This is a genomic window from Burkholderia sp. WSM2230, from assembly GCF_000472445.1.
GTDB lineage: Bacteria > Pseudomonadota > Gammaproteobacteria > Burkholderiales > Burkholderiaceae > Paraburkholderia.
Genome location: NZ_AXAJ01000001.1, coordinates 979,895 through 1,006,099 on the forward strand (window position 1 = coordinate 979,895; position 26,205 = coordinate 1,006,099).

General features: G+C 64.2%; 27 protein-coding genes. 13 read left to right on the plus strand and 14 right to left on the minus strand.

The features are described from left to right. Positions 1-22 precede the first annotated feature (22 nt). Together A3AC_RS0104455 and A3AC_RS0104460 are read left to right on the plus strand one after the other, a co-directional pair. Positions 23-2,176: a hybrid sensor histidine kinase/response regulator gene (locus A3AC_RS0104455; protein WP_025597613.1), complete on the plus strand. Its 2,154-nt coding sequence runs from the start codon at positions 23-25 to the stop codon at positions 2,174-2,176. A 123-nt stretch (positions 2,177-2,299) separates the two neighbouring features. Then, positions 2,300-2,599 (plus strand): hypothetical protein, encoded by a 300-nt coding sequence (locus A3AC_RS0104460; RefSeq protein WP_025597614.1) that lies wholly within the window; start codon positions 2,300-2,302, stop codon positions 2,597-2,599. Between the two features lie 110 nt (positions 2,600-2,709). Here A3AC_RS0104460 and A3AC_RS0104465 read toward each other — a convergent pair whose 3' ends face one another. The 3 genes from A3AC_RS0104465 to A3AC_RS0104475 form a co-directional block, all read right to left on the minus strand. After that, a complete protein-coding gene (locus tag A3AC_RS0104465) occupies positions 2,710-3,732 on the minus strand; it encodes a class I fructose-bisphosphate aldolase (RefSeq protein ID WP_025597615.1) in 1,023 nt (340 codons plus the stop codon). A gap of 75 nt (positions 3,733-3,807) precedes the next feature. Further along, a complete protein-coding gene (locus A3AC_RS0104470; RefSeq protein ID WP_025597616.1) occupies positions 3,808-4,227 on the minus strand; it encodes a secondary thiamine-phosphate synthase enzyme YjbQ in 420 nt (139 codons plus the stop codon). 23 nt (positions 4,228-4,250) lie between these two features. Further along, complete coding sequence (locus A3AC_RS0104475; RefSeq protein ID WP_025597617.1) at positions 4,251-4,571, minus strand: thioredoxin family protein; 321 nt, start codon at positions 4,569-4,571, stop codon at positions 4,251-4,253. Positions 4,572-4,925: 354 nt separating this feature from the next. Between A3AC_RS0104475 and A3AC_RS0104480 the strand changes: the two genes are divergently transcribed. From A3AC_RS0104480 to A3AC_RS0104495, 3 genes are all read left to right on the plus strand, one after another. Next, positions 4,926-6,269 (plus strand): sugar efflux transporter, encoded by a 1,344-nt coding sequence (locus A3AC_RS0104480; RefSeq protein WP_025597618.1) that lies wholly within the window; start codon positions 4,926-4,928, stop codon positions 6,267-6,269. A 429-nt stretch (positions 6,270-6,698) separates the two neighbouring features. After that, positions 6,699-7,736, plus strand: coding sequence for a phosphogluconate dehydrogenase (NAD(+)-dependent, decarboxylating) (gnd, locus tag A3AC_RS0104490; RefSeq protein WP_025597619.1), 1,038 nt, complete (start codon positions 6,699-6,701; stop codon positions 7,734-7,736). A 43-nt stretch (positions 7,737-7,779) separates the two neighbouring features. Then, a complete protein-coding gene (locus A3AC_RS0104495; protein WP_025597620.1) occupies positions 7,780-8,496 on the plus strand; it encodes an HAD family hydrolase in 717 nt (238 codons plus the stop codon). Here A3AC_RS0104495 and A3AC_RS0104500 read toward each other — a convergent pair. Both A3AC_RS0104500 and A3AC_RS31155 read right to left on the minus strand, forming a co-directional pair. Then, positions 8,493-9,023 carry an ankyrin repeat domain-containing protein gene (locus tag A3AC_RS0104500; RefSeq protein WP_025597621.1) on the minus strand — a complete coding sequence of 177 codons (531 nt, stop codon included), beginning with the start codon at positions 9,021-9,023 and terminating at the stop codon, positions 8,493-8,495. The two genes, A3AC_RS0104495 and A3AC_RS0104500, sit on opposite strands and share 4 nt — an antisense overlap. Positions 9,024-9,114: 91 nt before the next feature. Further along, positions 9,115-9,240: a hypothetical protein gene (locus A3AC_RS31155; RefSeq protein ID WP_269663223.1), complete on the minus strand. Its 126-nt coding sequence runs from the start codon at positions 9,238-9,240 to the stop codon at positions 9,115-9,117. A 342-nt stretch (positions 9,241-9,582) separates the two neighbouring features. Here A3AC_RS31155 and A3AC_RS0104510 point away from each other — a divergent pair, with 342 nt between their 5' ends. Both A3AC_RS0104510 and A3AC_RS0104515 read left to right on the plus strand, forming a co-directional pair. After that, the gene (locus A3AC_RS0104510; RefSeq protein WP_025597622.1) at positions 9,583-11,976 is read left to right on the plus strand and encodes a phosphoketolase family protein; all 2,394 of its coding nucleotides are present in this window, start codon (positions 9,583-9,585) and stop codon (positions 11,974-11,976) included. A 12-nt stretch (positions 11,977-11,988) separates the two neighbouring features. Next, a complete protein-coding gene (locus A3AC_RS0104515; protein ID WP_025597623.1) occupies positions 11,989-13,137 on the plus strand; it encodes an acetate/propionate family kinase in 1,149 nt (382 codons plus the stop codon). Positions 13,138-13,145: 8 nt separating this feature from the next. On the opposite strand, the gene A3AC_RS0104520 is transcribed toward A3AC_RS0104515, so the two are convergent. Beyond that, positions 13,146-13,424, minus strand: coding sequence for a BON domain-containing protein (locus A3AC_RS0104520; RefSeq protein ID WP_025597624.1), 279 nt, complete (start codon positions 13,422-13,424; stop codon positions 13,146-13,148). Positions 13,425-13,738: 314 nt separating this feature from the next. On the opposite strand from A3AC_RS0104520, the gene A3AC_RS0104525 reads away from it, so the two are divergent. After that, a complete protein-coding gene (locus A3AC_RS0104525; protein WP_025597625.1) occupies positions 13,739-14,440 on the plus strand; it encodes a YceH family protein in 702 nt (233 codons plus the stop codon). Positions 14,441-14,450: 10 nt separating this feature from the next. Here the strand turns inward: A3AC_RS0104525 and A3AC_RS0104530 are convergent, their stop codons facing one another. Together A3AC_RS0104530 and A3AC_RS0104535 are read right to left on the minus strand one after the other, a co-directional pair. Continuing rightward, complete coding sequence (locus A3AC_RS0104530; RefSeq protein WP_025597626.1) at positions 14,451-14,969, minus strand: SLATT domain-containing protein; 519 nt, start codon at positions 14,967-14,969, stop codon at positions 14,451-14,453. Positions 14,970-15,059: 90 nt separating this feature from the next. Then, on the minus strand, positions 15,060-16,325 hold the full coding sequence (locus tag A3AC_RS0104535; protein WP_025597627.1) for an acyl-CoA dehydrogenase family protein: 1,266 nt from the start codon (positions 16,323-16,325) through the stop codon (positions 15,060-15,062). 324 nt (positions 16,326-16,649) lie between these two features. Between A3AC_RS0104535 and A3AC_RS0104540 the strand changes: the two genes are divergently transcribed. After that, entirely contained in the window at positions 16,650-17,804 is a 1,155-nt protein-coding gene (locus tag A3AC_RS0104540) for a GNAT family N-acetyltransferase (protein ID WP_025597628.1), read from the plus strand. Here A3AC_RS0104540 and A3AC_RS30610 read toward each other — a convergent pair. Further along, on the minus strand, positions 17,764-17,934 hold the full coding sequence (locus A3AC_RS30610) for a hypothetical protein (RefSeq protein WP_198017965.1): 171 nt from the start codon (positions 17,932-17,934) through the stop codon (positions 17,764-17,766). The two genes, A3AC_RS0104540 and A3AC_RS30610, sit on opposite strands and share 41 nt — an antisense overlap. A 270-nt stretch (positions 17,935-18,204) precedes the next feature. On the opposite strand from A3AC_RS30610, the gene A3AC_RS0104550 reads away from it, so the two are divergent. Beyond that, positions 18,205-18,867 (plus strand): UdgX family uracil-DNA binding protein, encoded by a 663-nt coding sequence (locus A3AC_RS0104550; RefSeq protein ID WP_025597629.1) that lies wholly within the window; start codon positions 18,205-18,207, stop codon positions 18,865-18,867. Between the two features lie 18 nt (positions 18,868-18,885). On the opposite strand, the gene A3AC_RS0104555 is transcribed toward A3AC_RS0104550, so the two are convergent. Next, complete coding sequence (locus A3AC_RS0104555; protein WP_025597630.1) at positions 18,886-19,794, minus strand: DUF72 domain-containing protein; 909 nt, start codon at positions 19,792-19,794, stop codon at positions 18,886-18,888. A gap of 178 nt (positions 19,795-19,972) precedes the next feature. On the opposite strand from A3AC_RS0104555, the gene A3AC_RS0104560 reads away from it, so the two are divergent. Together A3AC_RS0104560 and A3AC_RS0104565 are read left to right on the plus strand one after the other, a co-directional pair. Further along, the gene (locus A3AC_RS0104560; RefSeq protein WP_025597631.1) at positions 19,973-20,278 is read left to right on the plus strand and encodes a DUF6566 family protein; all 306 of its coding nucleotides are present in this window, start codon (positions 19,973-19,975) and stop codon (positions 20,276-20,278) included. Next, on the plus strand, positions 20,278-20,763 hold the full coding sequence (locus A3AC_RS0104565) for a hypothetical protein (protein WP_025597632.1): 486 nt from the start codon (positions 20,278-20,280) through the stop codon (positions 20,761-20,763). The genes A3AC_RS0104560 and A3AC_RS0104565 overlap by 1 nt, the downstream gene beginning before the upstream one ends. Before the next feature lie 45 nt (positions 20,764-20,808). Here the strand turns inward: A3AC_RS0104565 and A3AC_RS0104570 are convergent, their stop codons facing one another. The 4 genes from A3AC_RS0104570 to A3AC_RS0104585 form a co-directional block, all read right to left on the minus strand. Beyond that, on the minus strand, positions 20,809-22,236 hold the full coding sequence (locus tag A3AC_RS0104570) for an HD domain-containing phosphohydrolase (RefSeq protein ID WP_025597633.1): 1,428 nt from the start codon (positions 22,234-22,236) through the stop codon (positions 20,809-20,811). A gap of 72 nt (positions 22,237-22,308) precedes the next feature. After that, complete coding sequence (locus A3AC_RS0104575; RefSeq protein ID WP_025597634.1) at positions 22,309-22,911, minus strand: chemotaxis protein CheC; 603 nt, start codon at positions 22,909-22,911, stop codon at positions 22,309-22,311. Beyond that, the gene (locus A3AC_RS0104580; RefSeq protein WP_025597635.1) at positions 22,904-23,272 is read right to left on the minus strand and encodes a response regulator; all 369 of its coding nucleotides are present in this window, start codon (positions 23,270-23,272) and stop codon (positions 22,904-22,906) included. Before A3AC_RS0104580 ends, A3AC_RS0104575 begins: the two co-directional genes overlap by 8 nt. Before the next feature lie 9 nt (positions 23,273-23,281). Further along, on the minus strand, positions 23,282-24,700 hold the full coding sequence (locus A3AC_RS0104585) for an ATP-binding protein (protein WP_025597636.1): 1,419 nt from the start codon (positions 24,698-24,700) through the stop codon (positions 23,282-23,284). Positions 24,701-25,060: 360 nt separating this feature from the next. Between A3AC_RS0104585 and A3AC_RS0104590 the strand changes: the two genes are divergently transcribed. Further along, positions 25,061-26,203, plus strand: a complete 1,143-nt coding sequence (locus A3AC_RS0104590; RefSeq protein WP_025597637.1) for a substrate-binding domain-containing protein — start codon at positions 25,061-25,063, stop codon at positions 26,201-26,203. The last annotated feature ends 2 nt before the right edge of the window (positions 26,204-26,205 follow it).

Below are 26,205 nucleotides of genomic sequence, written 5' to 3' on the forward strand. Positions count from 1 at the left end.
ACCTTTGAGTGGAGCGTGGGCCGTGCAGCGTGCGGAGCGAGTCGCAGTCGATTTTCCTATGCCGTCGCGCAATTTCGCGGCGACACGGCGCGTGCTTCTTGTCGTGCTTGCCGTTTCGATTCTCTTCCCACTCGCCTGTCTCGCCGGTTACGGCTATTTCGATTACCAGCGCCGTATCGCCGATTCGAACGACATGATCGACCGGCTCGTGCGCGTGGCGGAAGAGCAGGCCGTCAAGGTGCTGGACCTGAACCAGCAGATGGCTTCGCGCATCGTCGAATTGATCGGCACCGAGGACGACGGGCAGATCCGCGCGCGCGAGCGGCAATTGAATCAGCAGTTGCGGGAGATCGGCGGAGACTTTCCGCAAGTGGCGTCCATCTATCTGATCGGCGGGCAGGGCGACCTGCTGGTGTCGAGCCGCGCATATCCCGCTCCGGCCGTGTCGGTCAGTCAACGCGAAGACTTTGTCGCCGCACGCGCCATGCGCCCGCACCCTTACTTCTCGCTGCCGATGCACGGCGCGCTGTCGCAAACCAACGTGTTCAGCACCGCGATAGGCCGTATGGGCGCGGATGGCGCGTTCCTCGGCGTTGTTTCGATTGCATTGCGCACCGAGTACTTCTCGCGCTTTTACCGCGAGTTGACGAATGGCGACGCGTCGCTCGCGCTCGCGCTGTATCGGCAGGACGGCAGTCTGCTGGTGCGTTATCCGCCATGGCCCGGAGGGGTGCGGGCGCCCGCCTCGGACGCGTTTGCTGCCGCGTTGCGCGACAAGCAGTTGTCCGGGCATGTGCGCGTGAAGTCGCCGGTGGACGGCGTCGAGCGGCTCGTCGCGTTCCGGCGCGTCGGCGATTATCCGCTGTACGTGTCGAGCGCTTATGCAACCGGTTCGATCGTCGATGCGTGGCGCCGGCACTTCATCGTGATTGCGGCGCTCACTGCGGTGCCATGCATCGCGATCTGGATTCTGGTGCTTTACTCGCTGCGTCAACTGGACGGCGAGCGCGTCGCGTGGGAACGCTGGCAGGGCGAGGTCGCGATGCGGCTGTCGGCGGAAGCATCGAGCCGGCAATTGCAGCGCATGGGCGCGCTCGGCAATCTGGTTGCCAACGTGGCGCACGACTTCAACAATCTGTTGATGGTCGTATCGGCAAATATCGAACTAGCGCGCCTGAAGCGCTACAACAACCTCGAGAAGGAAATGACCGCTGTGCAGCGCGCCACCGCGACCGCCGAATCGCTGACACGCCGGCTCCTGAGCGTCGCGAAGAAACAGCCGCTGAAACAGGAGCCGATCGACCTCAGCAAATGGATGCCGGGCGCGGCGCCGCTCGTCGAAGCGGCGCTTGGCGATCATATCGAACTGGCGCTCAGCATCGTCGACGATGTGTGGCCGGTGCTGGCCGATCCGACCGACCTGGAACTCGCGATCATGAATCTCGCGGTGAATGCCCGCGATGCGATGCCGCGCGGCGGACGCTTCGTGATCCGTTGCCAGAACAACCGGCTCGTCGGCAGCGACACGCTGCTGCCCGACGGCGAATACGTGCTGATCGCATGTTCCGACGACGGCGACGGCATGCCGGAATCGGTCGCGCGGCGCGCCTTCGAGCCGCTTTTCACCACCAAGCTGAGCGGCTCGGGCGCGGGACTCGGCCTCGCCCAGGTGCTCTCGATGTGCGAGCAGGCGGGCGGCACCGCCAGGATCGACAGCGTGCCGGGCAGCGGCACGACGGTGCGCCTTTACTTGCCGCGCTATCGCGAACGCCGGCAGGCGCATGCCGCGCCACAAGCGGTGGTCGAGAAGCCAGCGCTGCGGCACGCCGGCATGGTGCTGCTAGTGGAAGACAACGAAGATGTCGCGGCGGGCGTCACTGCGGTGCTGGAAACCTTCGGTTGCGAAGTGCGGCACGAGCCTACCGCCGACCAGGCGTTCGATGTTCTCACCGGCGGCGAGCGTTTCGAACTCGTGCTGTCGGACATCCAGATGCCTGGCAAGCTCAACGGCATCGACCTCGCGGAAAGAGTGCGCAGCGCGTGGCCCTCGCAGAAAATCGCCCTGATGACGGGCTATGCCGACGAACTTGAACGCGCTCGGCGTCTCGGCGTGGCGATCCTCGCCAAGCCGTTCAATATCGAGGAACTACACGCACTCGTCGCTTGCGAATCCTGAACGATGCCGTATGCCACGAGCGCGGCACAGCCCTTGCTGAACTCCTGATGAGGCATGCGCATGCAGCCTGCCTGCGTGCGCAATCCGCTTCCATTGCGCTTTCATCCCGACAGGAGAACACTCATGAAGATCAAGAAGGCATTGCTTGTTTCCACACTGCTCGCCGCTTCATCGCTTGCGATGGCGCAAGGCGCGGGCGGCTCCGGCGGTGGTGCCGGCGGCGGTCCGGCCGGCAACGACCCGAGCACGGGCGCTGGCGCGAATACGTCGACACGCGAAGGGGGCGACATGCAGGCACCCGGCGCGACCTCGCATTCGAAGATGAAGAAGCATTCGTCGAAGTCGTCGAAGACAATGAAACCCGCCAACGACAGCACCAATATGCCTGGCGCCAACGCGAGCAGCGACACGAAGGGCAAATAACGCCTGATGTTCGTGTGCGGTTCGCGCACGGTTTGCGATGGTTCGTGAGTGAAGCGCCGTGCGCGCTTCACTCACGTACACCGTGCTGTTGCCTCGGCTGACGCAGCCTGCTAGCTCTGTTTTTCCTGCGCTGCGTCGTATTTGCCGAGCGCCGCGGCGCTGTTCAGACGCGCGCGTTTGAGCAGCGCCTGCTGCGCTTCCTTTACATGAGCCGCCGCGCCTTTCCAGGCTTGCAACGGCGGTTCCTGCAACGCGCGTCCATACGAGAAGCTCAGATTCCAGGGCAGCGGTCCCAGGCGATTCATTGCGTCGAGATTGGCGGTCGCTTCCTCGGGCGATTGTCCGCCAGACAGAAACACGATGCCGGGCACCGCCGGAGGCACGGTGCGTTTCAGAATCCGCAGCGTGTAAGCCGCGATATCCGCGGTGGACGATGGCCGCGCGCTTTCCGAACCGGCGAGCACCATGCTCGGCTTCAGCAGAATATGTTCGAGCACCACGCGGTGCCGGTGCAGCGCGTGAAACACCTCGTGTAGCACTGCCTCGGTGACTTCGGCGCTGCGCTCGATGGTGTGATCGCCGTCCATCAGCACTTCGGGTTCGACAATCGGCACGATGCCCGCTTCCTGCGAGATCGCCGCATAGCGTGCAAGCGAGTCGGCGTTCGCTTCGATTGCGAGACGGCTCGGCAGATTCGCCGCGATGTTGTAGACCGCGCGCCACTTTGCGAAGCGCGCGCCTTGCTGCTTGTAATCGACAAAGCGCCGCGCGAGGCCGTCGAGGCCTTCGGTGATTTCATCGCCCGGAGCATGCGCGAGCGCGATCTTGCCGAGGTCGACCTTGATGCCGGGCACGATGCCGTTTCTGGCGGCGAGTTCTGCGAACGGCGTGCCGTCGTCGGCTTTCTGGCCGAGCGTTTCCTGGTAAAGAATGACGCCGCTCACGTATTCACCGAGTCCCGGCGTGCTAAGCAGCAGGTTGCGATACGCGCGGCGGTTTTCTTCTGTCGACTCGATGCCGATTGTCCTGAAGCGTTTGGCGATGGTCGGGCCGCTTTCGTCGGCGGCAAGCAGACCCTTGCCGGGCTGAACCATCGCGTCGACGGTGGCTTGCAGTTCGCTACGGGTGTCCATGAGATGCACTCCCTTTGTTCCGGTTGCGGAAGAAATCATATGGTCGCGGCGCGTGCCTGAGCGCTCCGGTTCGGCCTATTCGCCGATCAGATGCAACACGATGTCGCGATGCTGCGTATGACGCCGATGCTCGAACAGATACAGCCCTTGCCATGTGCCGAGCACCATCTGCCCATGCTCGACGGGCACGCTCAATTGCACTTGTGTCAACGCGGTGCGCAGATGCGCGGGCATGTCGTCGGGACCTTCGGTGTCGTGCTCGTAGCGTTGCTCGCCTTCGGGCGCGAGGTTCGCGAAGTAGCGCTCCAGATCGCGCTGAACCGACGGGTCCGCATTTTCCTGAATCAGCAACGATGCCGACGTGTGGCGGCAAAAGAGCGTCAGCAAGCCGGTTTCGATCTGCTGTGCCGCGACGAAACGGCGGGCTTCGTCGGTGAACTCGACGAGCCCGCGAGTGCGCGCCTTGACGCTCAGATGATGGATGGCCTGCCTCATGATGAAAGCGCACTCGCCTCCAGTTAAAGCGACGCGAACGCGTCCGTGATCTGCTCGACGCTGGTGGGGCGCACGATGCGCGCCACTTCAGCACCGTCGCGCATGAAGATCAGCGTGGGCCACAGTTTGACCTTGAACGAGCGGCCGAGCGGGCGGCCGGGGCCGTCTTCGATTTTCAGGTGCCTCACGCCCGCATGCGCTTCGAAAGCCTTTGCAATGGAAGGCTGTGCGCCCTGGCAGTAGCCGCACCAGTCCGTGCCGAACTCGATAACGGTAGCGCCCGGCAAGGCGTCGATTTCGGCTCGCGTGGGGGCGTTGGTGGAATAGGGTCTCCGGGTTGCCATGCATGCTCCGCTGCGGGTTGAGTGATGCGCGTGGACGTGTGAAGGCGACGGTGCGCTGCCCTCGACACGCGCTGCACGTTGGTTTGATAAGAGTACCAGCTATTGGTTCGGGGGGGCCGGGCAGCGGACATTGTCGATGTGGCACGCGAGACAACGATCGCATGCGCGCCTGTCGCGACTCTTGTCTTAATGGCGATCGCGCAACCCCGAATCGCGTCGTGCGAATTTGGGATGCGCCCCCGCGGCTTTACGCGCCCGCACGAGCGGTCGATAATGCCCCGTTCATTCCCGCCACGAAGCTTGCCCGACGCGCCACGCCGCGCAGGCTCGCTTCTTCAGAGCACACCGCCGCCCGTGTTGAAAAACTCGCGTTTTTTTGGTCTGCTGCACATTCCCGGCTTCAAGCCGCTTGCCGCCGCCACGCTGATGCTCGGCGTGGCCATGTCGTTCACTGCGCCGTACCTGTCGCTGTTCGGCGTGGAGCGCGCCGGCATGACGCCGTTCCGGCTCGGCGTTTTCATGACGCTGATTGCGGCGAGCGGCGTGCTCGCCAGCACCTTCGCAGGCCGCTGGAGCGATGCAAGCGGACGGCATCGGCCGTTGCTGCTTGTCGCGCTCGTGCTCGCCGCCCTCGGTTATCTGTGTTTATGCGTGGTGCGCGATTACCGGCTATTGCTCATGGTCGGCATTGTGTTTATCGGCGCCGGCGGCTCTGCTATTTCGATGGTCTTCTCGTTCAGCCGCGCCGCGCTGCCCGTGCCCGACGCGGCCGAGCGCGTATTTGCCAGTGCGACGTTGCGCACGATTCTCTCGGCGGCTTGGGTGTTTGGGCCTTCCGTGGGCGCGCTGGTGCTCGCGGCGACCAGTTTCACCGGCCTGTTCCTGTTCGCCGCCGCGAGCTTCGCGGCGTGCGCCGCCATTGTCTGGCGCATGCGGGAGCCGCAAGGGCATCTCGGCGATCACACCGTGGAGGACACCGCGTCGGAACCGTCGGCGTCCATCACCGTGCCGCCGCTCAGGGAGCCCGGGCCGGATGCGCACGAGGACCTGCCCGGCGTTGCATCGGCGAACGATATCGGCCGCGCCGTCGCTGCGCTGACCTTGCTCGGGCTCGCCGCGAACGCCACGATGATCGTGTTGCCGCTCTACATCGTGCATGGTCTGGAAGGCACGCATCTGGACGTATCCGTCATGCTCGGCCTCGGCGCATTGACCGAGATTCCAATGATGCTCGCGCTCGGCGCCAAGTCTTCCAGGCTGCACAAGCCGAACTGGCTTGCGGCATGCGCGGCGGTCCACGCAGCGTACTTCGTGGCGATGTCGCTTGCGGGAAACGTGCATGTGCTGATTCCAATGCAGATTCTCAACGCGTTCGTGGTCGCTGTGACCTCGTGCCTCGGCATGACCTACGTGCAGGACCTGATGCCGCACGCGCCTGGCCGCGCCACGGCGCTCTTCTTCAACGCGGCGCGGGTCGGCTCGATTCTGTCAGGCGTGTTATCCGGCTTGCTGGTGCAGGCATTCGGCTATCGCGGCACTTTTCTCTTCTGCGGCCTGCTCGCGCTGTGCGCGCTCGTGCTGTTTGCCGTGCCGGGTTATCGCTATCCGCTTATGTGGCGAGCCGTGCGGCGCTTTGCGCTCACGCAGTACGGCAATTTCAGGGCGAGGCGTTCGGTGCGGCGGGGGCGTGAGCTTTGATGGAGGCGCTTGCGGTGCCGTGGGCGTAGGCCTTGGATGCAGGCGCTTGCGGTGCCGTGGGCGTAGGCCTGGATGCAGGCGCTCGCGGTGCCCGCGGGCGAGAGCTTTGATGCAGCGCTCGCTGCGCCGGGGCGCGAGCCTTGATCGAGCCGCAACGCATCGCCTGCGCCTCACGCCAGGTTGCGGGCGAGCTGGACGAACCGGGGCAAAGGGAACTTTACGCCGCTCACAACCTCTGCAATGAGGCGTATCGTTGTCGGGACACACGCGGTCAGACGCAGCCGATGCGACCATACCGCGCCCGCACCTCCGCGCGATACACAATGAATACAACCCGCAAGAAGCGAACAAGCGAAAAATCGAACAAGCGCAACATCGACATCTGACTAAAACCACGCAGCATCACGAGGCACTTTCGGGAGCGTTGAAATGCAGCTAGGCATGATCGGATTGGGACGCATGGGTGCCGACATGGTGCGGCGCCTCACGAAGGGCGGTCAGCAGTGCATTGTCTATGACGTTCAGCCCGCCGCCGTCGAGCGGCTGGCGCAAGAGGGCGTAAGCGGCGCGTCGTCGCTGGAGGACCTCGTTGCCCGGCTCGACAAGCCGCGCGCGGTGTGGCTGATGGTGCCCGCCGCGGTGGTCGACGGCACGCTGGAAAAGCTGGTGCCGCTGCTCGAGCCCGGCGACATCGTGATCGACGGCGGCAATTCCTATTATCACGACGACATTCGCCGCGGCGCCGAGCTTGCCGCGCGCCAGCTGCATTACGTGGACGTCGGCACAAGCGGCGGCGTCGCTGGGCGCGAGCGCGGCTATTGCCTGATGATCGGCGGCGAGGCGCAGGTTGTGCAGCGGCTCGAGCCGATCTTTGCGACGCTCGCGCCAGGCGCGGCTGCCGCGCCCGCCACGCCGGGGCGCACGCCCGGCAACGGTACGGCGGAGCAGGGCTTCCTGCATTGCGGTCCGCTCGGCGCGGGGCACTTCGTCAAGATGGTCCACAACGGCATCGAGTACGGCCTGATGGCCGCGTATGCCGAGGGACTCAACATTCTTCGTCACGCCGACGCCGGCAAGCACCCACGCGACGCGGACGCCGAGACGTCGCCGCTGCGCCGCCCCGAGCTGTATCGATACGATCTGAATCTGGCCGATATCGCTGAAGTGTGGCGGCGCGGCAGCGTGATCGGCTCGTGGCTGCTCGACCTGATTGCAGGCACACTGGCCGGCGACGCCGATCTTCAGCACTACGCAGGCCGCGTATCCGATTCGGGCGAAGGGCGCTGGACGATGGCGGCGGCCATCGACGAAGGCGTGCCCGCACCTGTGCTCAGCGCCGCGCTGTTCGGGCGTTTCAGTTCGCGCGGCGAAGCGGACTTCGCAAACCGCGTGCTGTCGGCCATGCGTCACGACTTCGGCGGCCATGTCGAGAAGCCCGCCGAGGCGCCGCCAGGTCCGCAGGGTTGATCGTTCGCCAGCTCACCGCACCGCACAATCCACGGAGCCGCACATGCCAGCTGCACAAGTCACCACAAGCACGGCCGCGAGCACTACGTCGCACGACGTCGTGTTCCTGTTCGATTGCGACAACACCTTGCTCGACAACGATCACGTGCTGTCGGATTTGCGCGCCCACATGATGCGCGAGTTCGGCACCGACAACAGCACACGCTATTGGGAAATCTTCGAGCAGCTACGCAGCGAACTCGGCTACGCGGACTATCTCGGCGCATTGCAGCGCTATCGCACGGAGCATCCGCGGGACACGCGCCTGTTGCTGATGTCGTCTTTCCTGATCGACTATCCGTTTGCGAACCGGCTCTATCCAGGCGCGCTCGACGCGTTGCGCCACGTGGGCCAGTACGGACCCACGGTGATTCTGTCGGACGGGGACGTGGTATTCCAGCCGCGCAAGGTCGCGCGCTCGGGCTTGTGGGAAGAGGTCGAAGGCCGGGTGCTGATCTACATTCACAAGGAACTGATGCTCGACCAGGTGATGGAGTGCTACCCGGCGCGCCACTATGTGATGGTCGACGACAAACTGCGGATTCTCACTGCAATGAAAAAAGCCTGGGGCGGCAGGCTCACCACGGTATTTCCGCGCCAGGGCCATTACGCGCTGGATCCGAAGGAGATACTGAGCAATCCGCCAGCGGACGTGACTGTCGAGCGGATCGGCGATCTCGCGCAACTCGATATAAAGACGCTGCTGGCCGAAAAGACCTAGGCGTTACCCAGTTTCGCCTGCGCATCCACCGCGCCCATTCTTCGGGCGGCATCCAGGGCGCTGGCGCCGGTGGCATCGCGAGCATCCGGATTCGCGCCGTGCGCGATCAGCAAGTCCATGATCGCGGTGCGGTTGAACATGGCGGCCACCATCAGCGCCGTGCGGCCGTCGGGCGAGGCGCCCTCTACATCGGCGCCATGCGCGAGCAGAGTCTGGATCACGGCGTCGAAGCCCTTGAACGCCGCGCCCGCGATAGGCGTTTGACCGTTGTTGTTGCGCAGGTCCGGATCGGCGCCGCGTTCGAGCAGCGTGCGCACGGCGTCCACGTGTCCGTGATAGCTCGCGAGCATCAGCAGACTGTCGCCGTTGTCGTTGCGCAGATTCGGCGGCACCCCTTTTTCGATCACGGCGGCGAGCATCGCGGCGTCGCCACGGCGCGCGAGATCGAACACCTGTTGCGCGAGTTCGATCAATTGCGGGTCGACAGGTTGACCGGAGGGCGGAGAGGAGTCGGCCGGATTCGTCAATGAAATCTCCTTGCAGGCATGCTGCGCGGCTTCGCGCATGAACACCGGCAGCATACACAGTTTGCGCCGCGGACGCGCACAGCGTGCCGGGTCAGAGGTGGCCGAACAGCTTCACGAGCAGGCCGAACACGCCGACCAGCACGGCCACGCCCGCACATAGCAGCACGAGCGTGAGAAGAAGAACGAGCGGTGCTTTCAGACGGTTGGATGTCGACATGATCAATGTGTATGGTTAAGGGCGAGTAACCCGAACCCGCAGCCCCATTGCACAGCTTAAGCGTTTCGCCGGATACGTGCAGCCTGCCTGGCGCAGGACTTGCAGCCGGATGCGCCCCGCGCGGCGCCGGCGACTCTTGAGCGCGATCAAGCTTGGCGCCGACTTTTCACGAACCATGATGCGCGCATCCGGTCACACGGCTGACGACCGACGCTCGACGGCAAAAGCTCCTGCACCGGGCCTTTCGCGCTACACGCCTGTCATGTCGTGCGCATGACGTTCATCGGCCGAGCTTCGCAACGCCCGCCAACCTGCCTGACAGTCCTTACGAGGAGTGACGCCATGGCTGAAGCAACCTCCCGTTCCGCCCCGCCGCAAACCCTGGATCCCGACACGCTGCGCAAAATGGATCGCTACTGGCGCGCGTGCAACTACCTGTCCGCCGGCATGATCTACCTGCGAGACAACCCATTGCTGCGCGAGCCGCTCGCGCCCGGGCACATCAAGAATCGTCTGTTGGGGCATTGGGGCTCGGACCCTGGGCAGAGCTTCCTGCTCGTGCATCTGAACCGGCTCATCAAGAAGCTCGACCTCAACGTGATCTACATTTCCGGCCCCGGGCACGGCGCGCCTGCCACGCTCGCGCACAGCTATCTGGAGGGACATTACTCGGAAATCTATCCGGACCGCAGCGAAGACGAAGCCGGCATGCAGCGCTTTTTCCGGCAGTTTTCGTTTCCCGGCGGCATCGGCTCGCACTGCACGCCGGAGACGCCGGGCTCGATTCACGAAGGCGGCGAACTCGGCTACAGCCTGTCGCACGGCTACGGCGCGGCATTCGACAATCCCGATCTGATTGTCGCGGTTATGATCGGCGACGGCGAGGCCGAAACCGGTCCGCTCGCCACGTCGTGGCATTCGAACAAGTTTCTGAACCCGGTACGCGACGGCGCCGTGCTGCCGGTGCTGCATCTGAACGGCTACAAGATCGCCAACCCCACCGTGCTCGCGCGCATTCCGCGTGAGGAACTCGAGGCGCTTCTCACCGGTTACGGCCACAAACCGTATTTCGTCGAAGGCGACGAGCCGGAGATCATGCATCAGCAGATGGCTGCGACGCTCGAACAATGCATCGGCGAAATCCGTTCGATCCAGCAGCATGCGCGCGCGAACAACGACACCACGCGCCCGCGCTGGCCGATGATCGTGCTGCGTTCGCCGAAAGGCTGGACCGGTCCGAAAGAAGTGGACGGCCACAAGGTGGAAGGCTCATGGCGCGCGCACCAGGTGCCGATTGCCGATCCGGCGACCAACCCGGCGAGCCTCGCACTGGTCGAGGCGTGGCTGCGCAGTTACGAGCCCGAGTCGCTGTTCGACGAAACGGGGCGCCTCGTCGAGGAACTGCGCGAACTCGCGCCAAAGGGCGCGCGCCGCATCAGCGCGAATCCGCATGCGAACGGCGGCGTGCTGTGCAAGATGCTCGATATGCCCGCGTTTCGCGAATACGCGGTCGAAGTGAAGCAGCCGGCGTCCGCGTATACGTCGCCCACTCAGGTGCTCGGCACGTTTTTGCGCGACGTCATGCGCAGGAACATGAGCAACTTTCGGGTGTTCGGCCCCGACGAAACCGCGAGCAACAAGCTCACGGCCATCTATGAAGCATCGGACAAGACGTGGCTCGCCGACGCGCAGCCGAACGACGCGGACGGCGGCGCGTTGTCGGCGGACGGCCGCGTGATGGAAATGCTGAGCGAACACACGCTGGAAGGCTGGTTCGAAGGCTATGTGCTGACCGGCCGGCACGGCCTTTTCGCCACGTACGAGGCCTTCGTTCACGTGATCGATTCGATGTTCAACCAGCACGCCAAATGGCTCGAAAAGGCGAAGCGCGAACTGGGCTGGCGCCAACCTGTGCCGTCGATCAACCTGCTCATCACGTCGCTCGTCTGGCGTCAGGACCATAACGGTTTCACGCATCAGGACCCCGGCTTTCTCGACGTGGTGACCAACAAGAGCCCTGACGTCGTGCGCATTTACCTGCCGCCCGACGCGAACTGTCTGTTGAGCGTGGCCGATCACTGCCTGCGTTCGCGCGACTACGTGAACGTGATCGTGTCGGACAAGCAGCCGCATCTGCAGTATCTCGACATGGAGTCGGCCGTCACGCATTGCACGAAGGGCATCGGCATCTGGGACTGGGCGTCGACCGACCAGGGCGCCGAGCCGGACGTGGTGATCGCCTGCGCGGGCGACATTGCGACAATGGAAGCGCTCGCCGCCGTGCAGATTCTCAAGCAGCATTTCGCGGATCTGAAGATCCGCTTTGTCAATGTGGTCGATCTGTTCCGCTTGATGCCGGAGCATGCGCATCCGCATGGGCTGTCGAGCCGCGATTTCGATTCGCTGTTCACCACGAGCAAGCCGGTGATTTTCAATTTTCATTCGTATGCTTCGCTGGTTCACAAGCTGACCTATAACCGCACCAATCACGACAATCTGCATGTGCATGGCTATCACGAGAAGGGCAACATCAACACGCCGCTCGAACTTGCGATCATCAACCAGGTGGACCGTTTTTCGCTGGCTATCGACGTGATCGACCGCGTGCCGAAGCTGCGCGGTGTCGGCGATCACGCGAAGGAATGGCTGCGCGGACAGATCATCGAGCATCTCGCCTATGCGCATGCTGAGGGCATCGACAAGGAAGAAATCCGCAACTGGACGTGGCAAGACTGAGCGAGGCGCGTCATGAATACGAAAGAGGGCGCTTCGCCGCAAACTATTCTGGTGCTGAACAGCGGATCGTCGTCGCTGAAGTTTGGACTGTTCGCGCGCGCGGACGGCGACGAGTCGCTGCTGCTCGAAGGCAGCGCGCAAGGCATTGGCCGCGGCGACGGCAGCTTGCGAATCTCCGCGCCGGACGGCCGTGTGCTGGTGCAGCAGGATCGTGTGCTGGAGTCGCAAACCGATGCGTTGCAAAAGCTCTCAGCAGTGCTTGCCGGGCAGCATCATGCGCAACCGGCCGCGGTCGGGCACCGCGTAGTGCATGGCGGGCCGCATTTGCGAACGCATCAGCGGCTCACGCCCGAGGTGCGCCGCAACCTGGAGGATGCGGTGCATTTCGCGCCCTTGCATATTCCGCCGGCACTCGCGTTGATCGACGAAGCGCAGCAGATCTTCGGCGGCGCCGTGCACTTTGCCTGCTTCGACACCGCGTTTCATGCGACGCTGCCGCCGCGGGCGGCGCAGCTTGCTTTGCCGCGGCGCTATGCGGATGCCGGCGTGATTCGCTACGGCTTTCACGGGCTCTCGTACGAATCGCTCGTCGCGCAATTGGGCGCGACACTGCCGCCGCGCGCCGTGTTCGCTCATCTCGGCAACGGTTCGAGCGTCTGTGCATTGCGCGACGGCCAGTCGGTCGATACGTCGATGGGCATGACGCCGACGGGCGGCGTGCCGATGGGCACGCGCTGCGGCGACCTCGATCCAGGCGTGCTGCTGTATCTGCTGCGTGTGGAAAAGCTCGACGCGGACGCGCTGGAAACGCTGCTGAACCGGCACAGCGGCCTTGCGGGTTACGCCGATGGCGAAAGCGACATGCAGGCGCTCGAACAACGCGCGGCGGCGGGCGATGCGCACGCAGCGCTGGCGCTCGATGCGTTTGCGGCCGCTGTGCGCAAGACCATCGGCGGATATGCGGCCTTGCTGGGCGGTATCGATCTGTTGGTGTTTACCGGCGGCATCGGCGAGCACAGCGCGGAAATGCGCAAGCGCATTTGCGAGGGGCTAGCGTTTCTGGGTCTTCGCGAAGGCGATGCGTCCGGCAAGGTGAGGGCAATTCATACCGAAGAAGAGAAACAGATCGCGAGGCATTGCCGCGCGTTGCTGCGTAGTTGAGCGAAGGCTCAAGCCTCTTTCACGACAAGCCGATCGCACACGCCGCTCACCCCGAATAGCCGCGTCACGTCTTGGAGCGCCGCGAGCTTTTGCGCAGGCTGCTCCAGTTCGCCGTGGAGCGTGACGCAGCCGTCATGCACTTCCACGTCGATCGTGCGCCTCGGGACAGCGGCGTCCCATGCGAGACGCCGCATTGCCTCGGCGGCGATGGCGTCGTCGCTCAGACGCACGCCGTTTGCGTGGTCGGAGTCGCCGTTGTGCGGCGTGGCAAAGCGCGAGTGGGCCATAACGGTTGGATCAAGGAGTCGCGGGTTCCCAGTTGCAGAACGCCACGATGATAGCGGGCAAAAAATTTGCGCCGATTGCATTGTGGCGGCTAGCCGTGCTGTATGACTAACGCGCAACTCCATAACGGCAAATTGCGCACCGGCAAGCAGGCAGCATGCCCAGTAGCGTGCCGCCGGCGCAGGCGCCGCTTCGATCGATACGCCGCACGCGCGTGGGCCGTTTATCATAGTGGCCACAACCACAAACCTGCCGCCTCGCTGTGCAATGGTAAGGCGTTTCATTGACGACCACAGCGGCCTATCCGCTACATCACATGAATTCCACTCCCGATGTTCCCTCGCGTCCCTCGATCCGTGCGTTGACCTTGCTCGAGGGGCGCGTGCTTGGCGTGCTGGTCGAAAAACAGCACACCGTGCCCGACAGTTACCCCCTTTCGCTCAATGCGCTGACCTTGGGCTGCAATCAGAAGACCGGCCGCTCGCCAGTGATGAATGCGACCGAAGCCGAAGTGCTGACCGCGCTCGACGGTCTGAAACGGCTGAGCCTCGTGATGGAAGGCAGCAGCAGCCGCGTGCCGCGTTTCGAACACAACATGAACCGCGTGCTCGGTTTGCCGAGCCAATCTGCCGCTCTGCTGACCACCTTGCTGTTGCGCGGCCCGCAGACGGCGGCTGAATTGCGTTTGAACAGCGCGCGCCTGCATGGCTTTGCCGATATTTCATCGGTCGAGGCGTTTCTCGATGAACTCGCCGCCAATGAACCGCCGCGAGTCGTCAGGCTGCCTCGCACGCCGGGCGAGCGCGAACATCGCTGGATGCATTTATTGTGCGGCGAAGTGAGCGTGAGCGAGTTCGCACAGTCCACCGGCAGTGCGGACGAAACCGTGCCGCTGTCCGCGTTCGAGGCCCTCAGAGCCGAGCAGAAAAGACTCGCCGACGAAGTGAGCCGGCTTCAGGCGGTCGTGCGGCGCATGGCCGCCGAGCTCGGCATCGACGCAAACGACCTGGATGCGTGAGAGGCGACGCTCAGGCGTCGGCGCCGCGCCGCGGATCGGTGGATAACGCACGCTGGGTGCGGTAAAAGTTGCGCGGCGGCACATTCGGCGAATCTTGTGCGAGCCGGTCCAGCTCGTCGCGAATCGCGGTGAGATAGTGACCGTCGAGCGCATCGGGGTCGCCCGCGAAAATGGATTCGAGCCGCCGCCGCACCGCTCCATAACGCGCGCCTGCCGCACGATGTTTTTCCGCGCGCTCCGCATAGCGCAGATACGTTTGCAGCGCCGAAGAGATAGCGGCGACCACGCTCACGAGCCCGACAAGCAGCCTGATTTCGAACGAAACCCCGCTCGTGTTCAGCGATGCGAACACAGCCGTCCCCACGAACGCGGCTAGCACGGTGACGAGCCAGCCCATCTGACGGTCGCGCGCGGACAGCAGGTCCGCCATGTCGTAATGACTCATCTGGGATTCGCGCGCGCGCCGGATCCATTTCAGCAAAAGCTGCTGTTCGTCGACCGGCGGCTCGTAGGCTGGCAGATTCTTCATGGGACTGGTCAGGGCAGTGGATTGCCGCGCGCGATGCGCATGCACTGACGCTACTGTGCCACATGAGGACCCAGCCCGGAGCCCTGTGTGTCAGGCTGCCGCGGCTGCCGGCCGTGCTATGCCAAAGCGTTCGTTGTGCGGATTGCCATTCAGATAGAAGTCGCCGATGGCGGCCTCGCGAATGATGGCCGGATTATGCGATGCGAGCACGCGGGCATTGCGCCAGTAGCGGTCGAAGCGCCGCGTTTCGCTGGTCGCCGAAGCGCCGCCCACTTCGAAGAGCAGCGTGGCGGCCTGCAAGGTCTGCTCGATGACGATCTGCTGCGCCTGGAAGGTCTGAATGTCGAGGCGGAAATAAGTCTCTTCCGTCGTGCGGCCTTGCTGCCGCGCTATCAATACTTCGTCGATGGCGCGCGCGAGTGATGCAGTAATGCTTTGCGTGGAATAAGCGAGGCTCGCCAGTCTGCCGATCACGCGCTGCACGAGCGGATTGTCACGCGGACTGGATTCGCCTGGGATTCCGAAGGTTCGCGTCTTGCCTTGCGTGAAGGCGACCGCATCGCGCAGCGCGGCCCGGCTGATGCCCGCGAGATTCGCCACGTGCAGCGCCTGATAGTACGAGGTGAGCACGCTGTGGCGGCGCGGCGCCGACGCGTCGTAGCGCCGGTACATGTTCTCGGGCGCCACCGGCACATGATTAAAGCGCGCGGTGCCGCTGCCCGTCAGGCGCTGACCGAAGCCGTCCCAGTCGTCGATACGCTCGAGGCCGGGCGTGTCCGTCTTCACGAGCACACGCACGTCGTTCTGTCCATCGTGCGCCGTTACGTCTACCCAGTCCGCGTAGAGCGTGCCCGTTGTGTAGTACTTCTCGCCGTCCAGATGCCATGTGCCGTCGCTTTGCGTAAGACGCACGCTGTTGCTCGTGACGGCGGTCCGCTCGGCCACGGCGCCGCCGATTATCTGCCCTTGCGCGACGCGGGTCAGCCAGCGGTCGCGCAAGGCGTCGTCGCCATATTCCAGCAGCGATTCGATGAAGCCGCCGTGTACGCGCAAAATTTGCGGCAGATTCGAGTCTGCTTCGCCGAGGCGCGTGACGAGAGCGAGGAACTCGCCGAACGAGACGCCTTCGCCGCCGTATTCGGTGGGCACGCGCAGCTTCGTATAGCCGGCTTCGCGCAACCACTCGACGGGATCGTAGGCAAGCTCGCGCTGCCGTTCCCGATGCACCGCGCCTTGCGCGATCCGCTCGAATACGGGCGCGAAACGGCGCGTGAGTGCACTGTCGTCGAAAAGCTGCGCGGCGTCGGCAATGCCTCGCGCATGCGGCGGGTTGTCGTGCGGGAAAGACGAGGACATGGGTTCTCCGTATTGAGGCGCGCGCGCAATGCGCAATCCGGCAACGGTACGGCATCCGGCATGCCGGGAGCAACGAAGCATTTGGCCGATTCTTAGCAGCAGAAGCGAAATGGTCCCTGGCCGTGTGCCGCGCGCTCATCGCCATTGCTCTCACGCATGAACGGTCAAGCGTGCGGCCGCGCACACACGCCGCAACGCGTGAGGTGCATGCTCGTCGTCACGCCTGCGCGAGCGGGTTTGCGCTGCGCCGCGGCCCCGTGGCCACGTCGCGCACGATGACCGATACAAGAAAGCGGCCAGCGGATCCGCACCCTGTGAGAAGGTATGAACAAGACGACGCCTCGCGCGCGGCGCTACGACGTGATCGCCGACGAAACGCAATTTCGCGCGCTGCAGACCGAATGGGATGCACTGTGGACGCGCGCACAAGGTCACTACTATCAGTCGTTCAGCTATTGCTGGCTTGCATGGCGGCATGTGTCGAAGCCGCACGGACGTCTGCTCAGATGCATCGTCGGCCGCGAGGACGGGCAGCTCGTAATGGTGTGGCCGCTCGAAGCCGTCAAGCGCGCGCTATGGACCTACGTCGTGCCGCTCGGGCCCGAAGGCGGCGACTACACGAGTGTGCTAGTAGCGGACAACGCGTCGGCCACGGCACTTATCGAAGGCGCATGGAACACTGCCCGCCGGCGCTGCGGCGCGGACTTCATCCACATGCCCTATGTTCGCGAGACGCTTCATCTGCACACGCTCGTTTCGCGCGAACGACGGGTGCTGTTTGCCGAGGCGCATAAGGCGTCGGCCGCGCGCTTGCGCGGACAGGGCACGTGGGACGAATATTGCCGGTCCCTTGGCACCTTGTTCGGCAAGCGGCCCGGCACCTTCGTCAAACGTCTGTCGAAGGAAGGCACGGTGGCCGTGCGCGTGCTCGATCCCGCCGAGCAAAGCGAGACGGCGTCGATCATCGAATGGATGTTCAACTGCAAGCGCAGCTGGAGCGACCGTGTCGGCAAGCGCAGTGTCTGGCTCGACTCAGCCGAGTTCGAGGTGTTTCTCGGCAAGCTGATTCATTCGACGGAGGTGCCGTCGATGGCGCGCCTCATCGTCGTTACGCTGAACGACGCGCCGGTTGCGGGGATTATCGTCAGTCTGGGCAACCCTTGGGCGAGCGCGATTTTCGCCGGCTACGATCCATACTACGGACGCTGCTGCCCGGGCCTGATCGCGGTCGAGCAATGCGTTAAGTGGGCGTTCGACAACGGCTTCGACCTCGACTTCGGTGTCGGCGCGGAGCGCTTCAAGGCCTATTGGGCGCGCGGCGAAGCGTCGACCGCATGGACCACGCAGATCGTCAACTCGAACTGGGGGCTGCTGGCGATCCACGCACGGCGGCTTGCCCGCGCGCTTGCATCCGGCGCGCGCAGGCACACGCATCGTGCTACGAGCGGTCGCGATTGCGCGCTCGCGTCGCACCGGTGATGACCGCGATACCGAGCAGAATCACAGCCACGATCGCAATGACATGCTGTGCGACATGCAGCGCCATCAATCCCCAAGCCACGCCGCCGATAAAAATGATCCATCCGACCAGGTAGATAAGCAGGGTCATCGTTTTTCTCCTTGTGGTTTCGGCTCATGGCGCCGGCAGCCTGCCGTGAAAAACTTACCGTGCGCCCCGATGGGCCGCCGACAGCGACCCGGACAGTAGCGCACGCTCAGTGCGCCGCTGCCGCGAGACCATCAGCGGGGCCTATCTTCAAGCACATTGCGCGCCTGGCTGTGACGTTGCAAGCAGCGCGCCCGGCCGGAACGAGGTTTGCTTCTCCTCGGTATCCGTCACACGCCCCATCCACAAGCGAGAAGTGCAAAGCGACGAATCATGGCCACTACCCGGCGCACATCCAAAGGCACTCCACCGGCAGAAGGCGAAAGCCCTGCCAGCCCCGAGGTCGATCCCGACCAGCACCCCGCAACGCTCGACGATTGCCGCCGCTGCCCGCTGTGGGCCAACGCGACCCAAGGCGTGCCGGGCGCGGGCCCGCGCCGTGCGCCGATCATGATGGTCGGCGAGCAACCAGGCGACAAGGAGGATCTGGCCGGCCTGCCGTTTGTCGGACCAGCCGGCGCGTTGCTCGACGACGCGCTCGCCGAGGCAGGCGTCGCGCGCAAGGAAGTGTATGTGACCAACGCCGTCAAGCATTTCAAATGGACGCCGCGCGGCAAGCGCCGCATGCATAAAACGCCGGCACAACGTGAGGTGGACGCTTGCCGCTACTGGCTCGACCGGGAGCTTGAAAGCGTGGGCGCGCATGTGATCGTGGCATTGGGGGCCACTGCGTTAAAGGCCGTGCTGGAAGATCCCAAATCGCGTTTGCAGGATTCGATCGGCAAGGTAGTCGAACATGGCGACCGTCTGGTGGTCGCGACGTATCACCCGTCGTTCGCTTTGCGCGCGCCGGACCCCGAGACGCGCCAGCGCGCGTATGCGGCGATTGTCGCCGCGTTGCAGGACGCGAAGAAGCTCGCGCAACGGCGCAAATAAGCGAGGTTCGGCGTTCTATCAGGCCGCCGCTTCGTGCGCGTGCAGCCCGAGGCGCTCCATCAACCGTTGTGCGTCGAATGGCGCGTTCGTCTTTGCGTCGTTGTCGAAATAGCAGTACACGTCACGCGTTTGCGCGCGAGGCGGCTGTAGTTGCGGTGCGGCTAGACGCGCATCGGCGGGCTGCGAGCCGCGGCTCCATGCCTCGATTCTGCGCGCCCAGCGTTCGAGCGATGCATCCGAGTACTCGCCGGAATATCTGGTTTCGGTGCCGTGCAGCCGTATATAGACGAAGCCCGCGCTCAGGTCCTCGAACTGCGGCCAGGCTTCGGTCGAATCGGACACGACCAGCGCCACCTTGTGACGGCGCAGCAGCCTCACAAATGCCGGATCGACAAAGCTCTCATGACGCACTTCCACCGCATGCAGCAACTTGCGCTTGCGGTCGATCTGCACGTACGGCGTTTTCACGCGCTGGTCGTGCTGCTGCGCAAGCGCGAGCGCCGCTTCGGTGTCGCGCGGCAGCAGGCTCAGAAAACGCTCCATGTGCTCCGGGTCGAAGCGCAACGATGGTGGGAATTGCCACAGTATCGGCCCGAGTTTGTCCTTTAGCGCGAGCAGTCCTTGCGCGAAAAAATTCGCGCACGCGACGGTGGCCGTTTCGTCGCGAAAGCGCAGCAGGTGGGTCAGGTAGCGCGCGCCTTTCACGCTGAACACAAAGCCGGGCGGCGTTTCGGCGTACCAGTGCTGCCAGCTGTCGAGCGATTGCAGACTGTAGTGCGTGCCGTTGATTTCGATTGTCTGCATGAGGCCCGCTGCGTACTGCAACTCGCTCGCCTGCTTCAGGCCTTTCGGATAGAACGTCCCGCGCCATCCTTTGTAGCGCCAGCCCGAAATGCCGATGTGAATACCGTCCGATGTGCTTTTCACGTCGCTATCCGAATCGTTTTGAAGTCGGGGTGTGAACCTCGCGGACAGCAATGCACGTGCCACAGCACGGCACATCTGTTGCTGTACCCGCATATCGGACAATGCATCCGCACACGGCGGATCGCGCGACCTGTCGCGCGAAACACTCGCAACACCTCGCAACACTCTGGAGGCACGCATGGCACGCACGGATTTCCGCAGCACGGACCTGGAGACGCACAGCGACGGCACCATGCGCGTCACGCATCGCGGCGTGGACATCGTGGTCAGCGCGAAGCAGAACGACCGTGGCGCGTGGGTCGCGCACATCGAGGCGTCAGTTGATGGCAAACCCTTCGCGCTGCCCGACGTCGAACCGGTCACCCCCGAATGGACGACGCACGCCGAGGCATTGCGCGATGGCGTGGAGCGCGGCTGCTATCTGGTCGAGCGAAAGGCCGGCCACGGCCTCGAGGATTCCGCGCACGGATCGGGAGCAAGCTGATGAATCACATCGTCAATCTCATCTGCCGCGCGATGGTGTCGGGCACCGCGGCGGGCGGCGCCGCAGCCGTCACGGCCGCCGCGCGGGCGCGCGCCGACGGCAGCACGCCGTACGCGCCGCTCAACGCAGTCACCCATTGCCTGTGGCCGCGCCGCGCATTCAGCGAGACGGGGTTGAGCGCGCGCTTCACGCTGACGGGTCTCGCGATCCACCAGGCGTCGGCGATTTTCTGGGGCGTGCTGTTCGAAGGACTGCTGGAGCGCTGGCAGTGCCGCGTCAAGCGCCGCGCGGGCGTGGCAGAAATCGTGGCGGGCGCGGCGACCACAGCGGCCGTCGCCTATACCGTCGACTATCACATGGTGCCGAGCCGTCTCACGCCCGGCTTCGAAGCGCACCTCTCGAAGCGCTCGATGTTCTACGTGTACGCCGCGCTTGCCGCCGGTTTCGCGGCAGCCGCGCTCTGCCGCAGTAGAAACAGCGAGTGAACCGGGCAGAGCGCGCCCGGCGCGAGAGCAACACAGCGTGACGGCTCAGGCCGCTTCCGCCTTGCGTGCATCCGCCGCGCGCTCGACCAGAATCACGAACGGCTCGCCCTCGTGGACCTCATAGCGGCGAATCTGCGCGACCTGGTCGGCGGACAGCACCTTGCCCTTGGTCATCAGCAGCGTACCGCGCGAGGTGCGCAGGTCGTCGGCGAGTTTCATGCCTTCCTTCAGATGCGAGGCGTCGACGCGGTCGGGTACGCCTTCCGGCGTCAATTCCGCGTGCTTCGTGAGCAGCTCGATGTATTTCTCGGCAATCGCGGGATCGTAGCGAATTCCGCTTTGCGCGCGCACGGTGGAGATGATCTGCGCGTCGTTCATCTTTTGTGGCGCGATCACGCCGATGCGCAGGTCTTCCGCGTCGCGCGCGAGAGCCAGCACGCGCGCGCCGAGTGGAATCAATCCGCCGATCAGGCCATCCGGCGTGCCGCGCCCATCGTAGCGTTCATACTGATGACGGATCATGGTCTGCACGCCGCTCAGTTGCGACACGGGCGTAAGCGCCATCTGCCCATGCAGCGGATGAAGCTGATAGAGCTTCGCCTCCTGGGGTTGGAGCTTGGCTATCGGCGTTTTCAGCAGCGCATCGGGCAGGAAGAGTTTGCCGATGCCGTGCAGCAGACCGGCCATCAACAGTTCGTTGCACGCGTAGTCGCTCAGGCCGAGCGCGGCGCCCAGTTGTCTGGCCGTCTCGCCGATTCGCGCTGAATGGCCGGGCAAACCGCAGCGCATTTCGACCATGTTCGCGCAGACCTTCACCATCGTGAGGAAGTTGCTTTTGAGGTCCTGCTGCGCGCCTTCGAGAAACATCACAGTCTGACGTATTTCCTCGGTGCGTGCATGGACCTCGCGCTCCAGTTCCATGTTGAACGACGCGAGCTTGCCGTTCTGCTCCTGCAGCAGCGCGGTAAGCCGCTCGGCCTTGCGGTGCAGGGCGAGCTGTTCCAGCGCGCGCTGGATCGTCAGCAGCAGATCCTGGTCGTCCCACGGCTTGTGCAGATAGTGATAGACGTGGCCTTCGTTGACCGCGCGCACCACCGCATCCACTTCCGAATAGCCGGTGAGCAGAATGCGAATGGCGTCGGGCGTCACCGTGCGCGAGCGCGCGAGAAACTCGGCGCCGTCCATGTTCGGCATGCGCATGTCGGAGATGATCACGTCGACTGGCGCCGATTCGAGCAGCGCAAGCGCCTCGGCGCCGCTATTCGCGCTCAGCACCTCGTACTTCAATGGGCGCAACAGGCGTTTGAGCGACGAGATTACGCCGGGCTCGTCGTCCACCAGCAGCAGGGTGGGGACCGGTGCGGGTTCGGCTTCGGCGGCAGGCGCCGCAACAGGGGAAGCGAGCGATGCCGGCTCCGCCAGTTCGGCGTTGCCCGGTTCGAACGGAGAAGCGGTTGCCCGAAGTTCAGACATGTTTAACCTCGTGATTGATTTCGCGCGACAGCGCCAGGTGCATCAGACCGCATCAGCGTGCCTCACTGCGCCTCACAGCGCCTCGAGAAAGTGGTCGAGCGCTTCTTTCATGCCGCGGATCGCCGCATCGGGCAACAGCAGCACCATGCGCGCGCCGAAGCCGCCTTGCTCGAGCGTGAAGTGAATCTCGAGCAGTAGCGCGACGTCCCAGCGCCCGCCGGGCAACAGGGCATCGTGCCTGTTGCCCGCGAGCGGCAACAGCGTCGGCTGCGAGAAGCAGATGTGCCGGCCCAACTGCTCGAACACGCTTTGCACGCATGCGCCGACCAGCAGGTTCGTGATGTCGCACAACACTTCGACTTCAGTGTCGGGCTCGCCGACGTCATGGCCCATCAGCTGTTGCAGTTCGCGCTGGCCGTCCTTGCCGACCAGCACGATTGCCTCGCCGGATATATCCGACTGGAAGGCCTGGCGCACGGGCCGCAATTCGCTTTCGTCCTGTGCGCCGAGCGCGGTACGCAACTGTTCGACGCCGACAAGACGGATGTCGGGCACGGACAGCGTGACGAATGCGCCCAGCAGTCTGGCCAACGCGGCGGCCGCTTTGCCCATGCCGACGTTGCAGATTTCCTGCAATGCGTCGCGCTGGTCTTCGTTCAGAGACTGTTCATTCATGGAGACCGTACTCCGCGAGAATCGGCCGGATTGCTTCGGGGGACACCGGCTTGGAAATGAAGCCGATCGCGCCCAGGGACTTCGCACGCTCGACGGCACCGCACTGCACGTCCGCCGAGACGACGATAACGAATGTATCGAGGCCCTCGTGCTGGATCGCTTCGAGCACCTGAAAGCCGTTCATGACGGGCATCGTCAGATCCAGAAAGATCACGGCGCCCTTGCCGGCGCGATACAGTTCGAGCGCGGCTGCGCCGTCCGACGCCTGGGTGATCTCGACGTCCCATTCCTCGGGCAGCGAGCGGATCAATAGTTTTCGGGCGAGTGTCGAATCGTCGACAACGAGTACGGGCAATGGCATAGGTCTACCTCATGTGGCCGCCGGCGATTGCGCCGGCAACGCGATTGCATCCAGCGAGCCGCTTTGCGCGAGCGCTTCGGCTTTGCTGCTTTCTTCAAACCGGGTTGCGTCGACAGGCAGCGTGACGCGGAACGTCGTGCCCTCGCCGACGGTGCTCGCCACCGAAATCGTGCCGCGGTGCGCGTTGACGATTCCATAGGTCACCGACAAACCCAGGCCGGTGCCCTGGCCAACTGGCTTCGTCGTAAAGAACGGGTCGAAGATACGTTTCAGATGTTCGGGCGGAATGCCACAGCCCGCATCCGCGATTTCGAACCACACGTGGGACGGATCGGCCGCGTCCATGCCGGTGCGCACGGTGATCGTGCCGCGCGGAGCGCCGTGCTGCTCGTGATTGCCGCCGTACGCCTGCGCAGCGTTGACCACCAGATTCAGCACGACCTGGCTGATCTGCGAGGGGATGCAGCGCACCAGCGGTATCTCGGCATAGTCGCGCACGAGATGCGCGCAGTACTTCACCTCGTTATGCACGATGTTGAGCGTCGACTCGATGCAGCGATGAATGTCCGCAAGCTCCCACACATGCGTGCTGTCCACCCGTGAGAAGTCGCGCAGATCCACCACGATGGTGCGCACGCGCGCGAGTCCTTCCTTCGATTCATGCACGAGCGTGGGCGCGTCGCCGAGCAGATACTCAAGGTCCGCCTGTTCCGCGAGGGTCTGTATGTCCTGTTTCAGCGCGGGCGCGGCCTCGCTCACCATGCGCTCGACATCGGCTGCATAGCGGATCAGCGTCTTCACGTAGTTGTCGAGCGTATTGAGATTCGACAGCACGAAGCCCACCGGATTGTTGATCTCATGCGCGACGCCCGCCGCAAGCTGACCGATCGCGGCGAGCTTTTCCGATTGCAGCAACTGCTGATGCGCATGCGCGAGCGCTTCGTTGAGCGAAGTAAGCTGCTCGTTGCGCACGGTCAATTCGGCGAGCGCGCTGGTCACCGCTTTCTCGCGGTCCTGAAGCTCGCCGTAGGCGATGCAGACGTCGGTCGTATCGACAATCGCGACGCCCACCGCGAACACCTCGCCGTCATCGTCCTCGATTGGAATGAAGCTGCAGTTCTGACGCATGGCGTCGATCGTGCCGGTGATCGGCCGCGAATGCTCGAAGCGAAACAGATACGGGCGGTGCTCCCACGACGAGTAAGCCGGCGTGCCGAGCACGAACACGCCCTCGATCTTGCGGCTCAGCCACTGCCGCGGCAACTCGGGAAACGTTTCGAGCAGATTCTGCCCGATCACGGATTCGGCCGAACGTCCGCTGTGCGAGTGCATGAAGCGATTCCACGTGAGAATGCGCAGCGTGCGATCCACCGTGAAGACCCCGCAATTCACCCGCTCGACAATAGCTTCCGACAGTTTGGTTTTCACCGAAATGGCCCGTGAAATGACAAAGCATGCGGCGCTCTCATCGCCGGGCCTGTGAGCGCTGCTGCGTCCGGGCCCGGCGTCGCCGCTATGAATGAATTAACGGAGCGCGAGGGGCCGGCACGGAGCGGTATTTACCCTGGTCCAGAACGCATAAAGTGCGACGGTGCGCGGGCGCCGCGCCGATCCATCCGCCGCCGTCGAAGCGGCGCAGGCGCGCTCCGAGGGTTTCCCGTAATGCGCGCCGTATCAAGCAGGCCGCGAATGCGCCGTAAACAGGGTGAAGAGGGACATCTCGCCTCGCGCAATCCGCCTGGTCGGACGGGCCGCGGCGCACATCGTTCGGTATATTCGGGAGGATTCATGCATTCACGCCTTGGGCTCACGGCCGCGCTGCTCGTGCTCTGCGGCCTATGCATGCGTCCGGCATGCGCGCAGAACACGCAGCAGACCGCTAAGCGCGCGCCCGCGGATACGCAGCTCGATCTCGCCGCGATGCAGCGCGCCGTGGATAGCGCGAGCGAACCGGCATCGCGCTGGAACGGACCGAAATCCGGACCCGCGGCGGTGCCCGGCGCGACGATTGCGATCATCAGCGAGGACCTGCGCAACGGCGGCGTGCTGGGCGTCGCCAAAGGCATCAAGGAAGCCGCCAACGCGATCGGCTGGAACACCCGCGTCTACGACGCGCGCGGAACCGCGGCGGGCCGCAGCAAGGCCGTTGCTGCCGCGCTGGCGTTGCAGCCGGACGGCGCGATTCTGGTCGGCGTCGACGCGGGCGACATGAAGCCGGACCTGCTGCCGTTCGCCGCGCGAAAGATTCCGCTTGTCGGCTGGCATGTCGGCCCGGTTGCGGGCGCAATGACGAACGGTCCGGTGGCGATGAACGTGTCGACGAATCCGCTGGATGTTGCGCGTATTACGGCAATGGCAGCCGTGATCCAGTCAGGCGCGCGCGCCGGCGTCGTAGTGTTTACCGACGGAAATTTCCAGATTGCGCGAGCCAAGACCGATGCCATGCTCGACGTGATTCGCGCATGCCGCGATTGCCGTCTGCTTGCCGTGCGCGACGTTGCAATTTCGAAAAGCGCGGAGCAGATGCCAGCGGTCACCGACGAACTGCTCGTGCAATACGGCAAGCGCTGGAGCTACGCGCTCGCGATCAACGACATCTACTTCGACTACGCCGCACCGACGCTCACCCGTGCCGGCGACAGGAACCAGGGCCTCAGCATGCTGTCGGCCGGCGACGGCAGCGCGGCGGCTTTTCTACGCATCCAGGCCGGGACTTTCCAGACCGGCACAGTCGCGGAACCGCTGAATCTTCAGGGCTGGCAACTGGTGGACGAATTGAATCGCCTGCTCGCGCATCAGCCGGTAACGGGCTACGTGTCGCCGGTTCATCTGGTGACGGCCGCGAACATCCGGTTCGACGGCGGCTTGCAAGGGCAGTTCGATCCCGACAACGGCTATCGCAACGTCTACCGCGGCATCTGGAAGCGGTGATG

Excerpts from the sequence above, each read along its gene's own strand:
- gnd (WP_025597619.1), top strand. The coding sequence starts at position 6,699 with ATGCAGCTAGGCATGATCGGATTGGGACGCATGGGTGCCGACATGGTG.
- A3AC_RS0104470 (WP_025597616.1), bottom strand. The coding sequence starts at position 4,227 with ATGAGGCAGGCCATCCATCATCTGAGCGTCAAGGCGCGCACTCGCGGG.
- A3AC_RS0104530 (WP_025597626.1), bottom strand. The coding sequence starts at position 14,969 with ATGAAGAATCTGCCAGCCTACGAGCCGCCGGTCGACGAACAGCAGCTT.
- A3AC_RS0104570 (WP_025597633.1), bottom strand. The coding sequence starts at position 22,236 with ATGTCTGAACTTCGGGCAACCGCTTCTCCGTTCGAACCGGGCAACGCC.
- A3AC_RS31155 (WP_269663223.1), bottom strand. The coding sequence starts at position 9,240 with ATGTCGACATCCAACCGTCTGAAAGCACCGCTCGTTCTTCTTCTCACG.
- A3AC_RS0104520 (WP_025597624.1), bottom strand. The coding sequence starts at position 13,424 with ATGGCCCACTCGCGCTTTGCCACGCCGCACAACGGCGACTCCGACCAC.
- A3AC_RS0104565 (WP_025597632.1), top strand. The coding sequence starts at position 20,278 with ATGAATCACATCGTCAATCTCATCTGCCGCGCGATGGTGTCGGGCACC.
- A3AC_RS0104495 (WP_025597620.1), top strand. The coding sequence starts at position 7,780 with ATGCCAGCTGCACAAGTCACCACAAGCACGGCCGCGAGCACTACGTCG.
- A3AC_RS0104590 (WP_025597637.1), top strand. The coding sequence starts at position 25,061 with ATGCATTCACGCCTTGGGCTCACGGCCGCGCTGCTCGTGCTCTGCGGC.
- A3AC_RS0104560 (WP_025597631.1), top strand. The coding sequence starts at position 19,973 with ATGGCACGCACGGATTTCCGCAGCACGGACCTGGAGACGCACAGCGAC.
- A3AC_RS0104575 (WP_025597634.1), bottom strand. The coding sequence starts at position 22,911 with ATGAATGAACAGTCTCTGAACGAAGACCAGCGCGACGCATTGCAGGAA.
- A3AC_RS0104515 (WP_025597623.1), top strand. The coding sequence starts at position 11,989 with ATGAATACGAAAGAGGGCGCTTCGCCGCAAACTATTCTGGTGCTGAAC.
- A3AC_RS0104475 (WP_025597617.1), bottom strand. The coding sequence starts at position 4,571 with ATGGCAACCCGGAGACCCTATTCCACCAACGCCCCCACGCGAGCCGAA.
- A3AC_RS0104460 (WP_025597614.1), top strand. The coding sequence starts at position 2,300 with ATGAAGATCAAGAAGGCATTGCTTGTTTCCACACTGCTCGCCGCTTCA.
- A3AC_RS0104580 (WP_025597635.1), bottom strand. The coding sequence starts at position 23,272 with ATGCCATTGCCCGTACTCGTTGTCGACGATTCGACACTCGCCCGAAAA.
- A3AC_RS0104510 (WP_025597622.1), top strand. The coding sequence starts at position 9,583 with ATGGCTGAAGCAACCTCCCGTTCCGCCCCGCCGCAAACCCTGGATCCC.
- A3AC_RS30610 (WP_198017965.1), bottom strand. The coding sequence starts at position 17,934 with ATGACCCTGCTTATCTACCTGGTCGGATGGATCATTTTTATCGGCGGC.
- A3AC_RS0104525 (WP_025597625.1), top strand. The coding sequence starts at position 13,739 with ATGAATTCCACTCCCGATGTTCCCTCGCGTCCCTCGATCCGTGCGTTG.
- A3AC_RS0104535 (WP_025597627.1), bottom strand. The coding sequence starts at position 16,325 with ATGTCCTCGTCTTTCCCGCACGACAACCCGCCGCATGCGCGAGGCATT.
- A3AC_RS0104550 (WP_025597629.1), top strand. The coding sequence starts at position 18,205 with ATGGCCACTACCCGGCGCACATCCAAAGGCACTCCACCGGCAGAAGGC.
- A3AC_RS0104540 (WP_025597628.1), top strand. The coding sequence starts at position 16,650 with ATGAACAAGACGACGCCTCGCGCGCGGCGCTACGACGTGATCGCCGAC.
- A3AC_RS0104465 (WP_025597615.1), bottom strand. The coding sequence starts at position 3,732 with ATGGACACCCGTAGCGAACTGCAAGCCACCGTCGACGCGATGGTTCAG.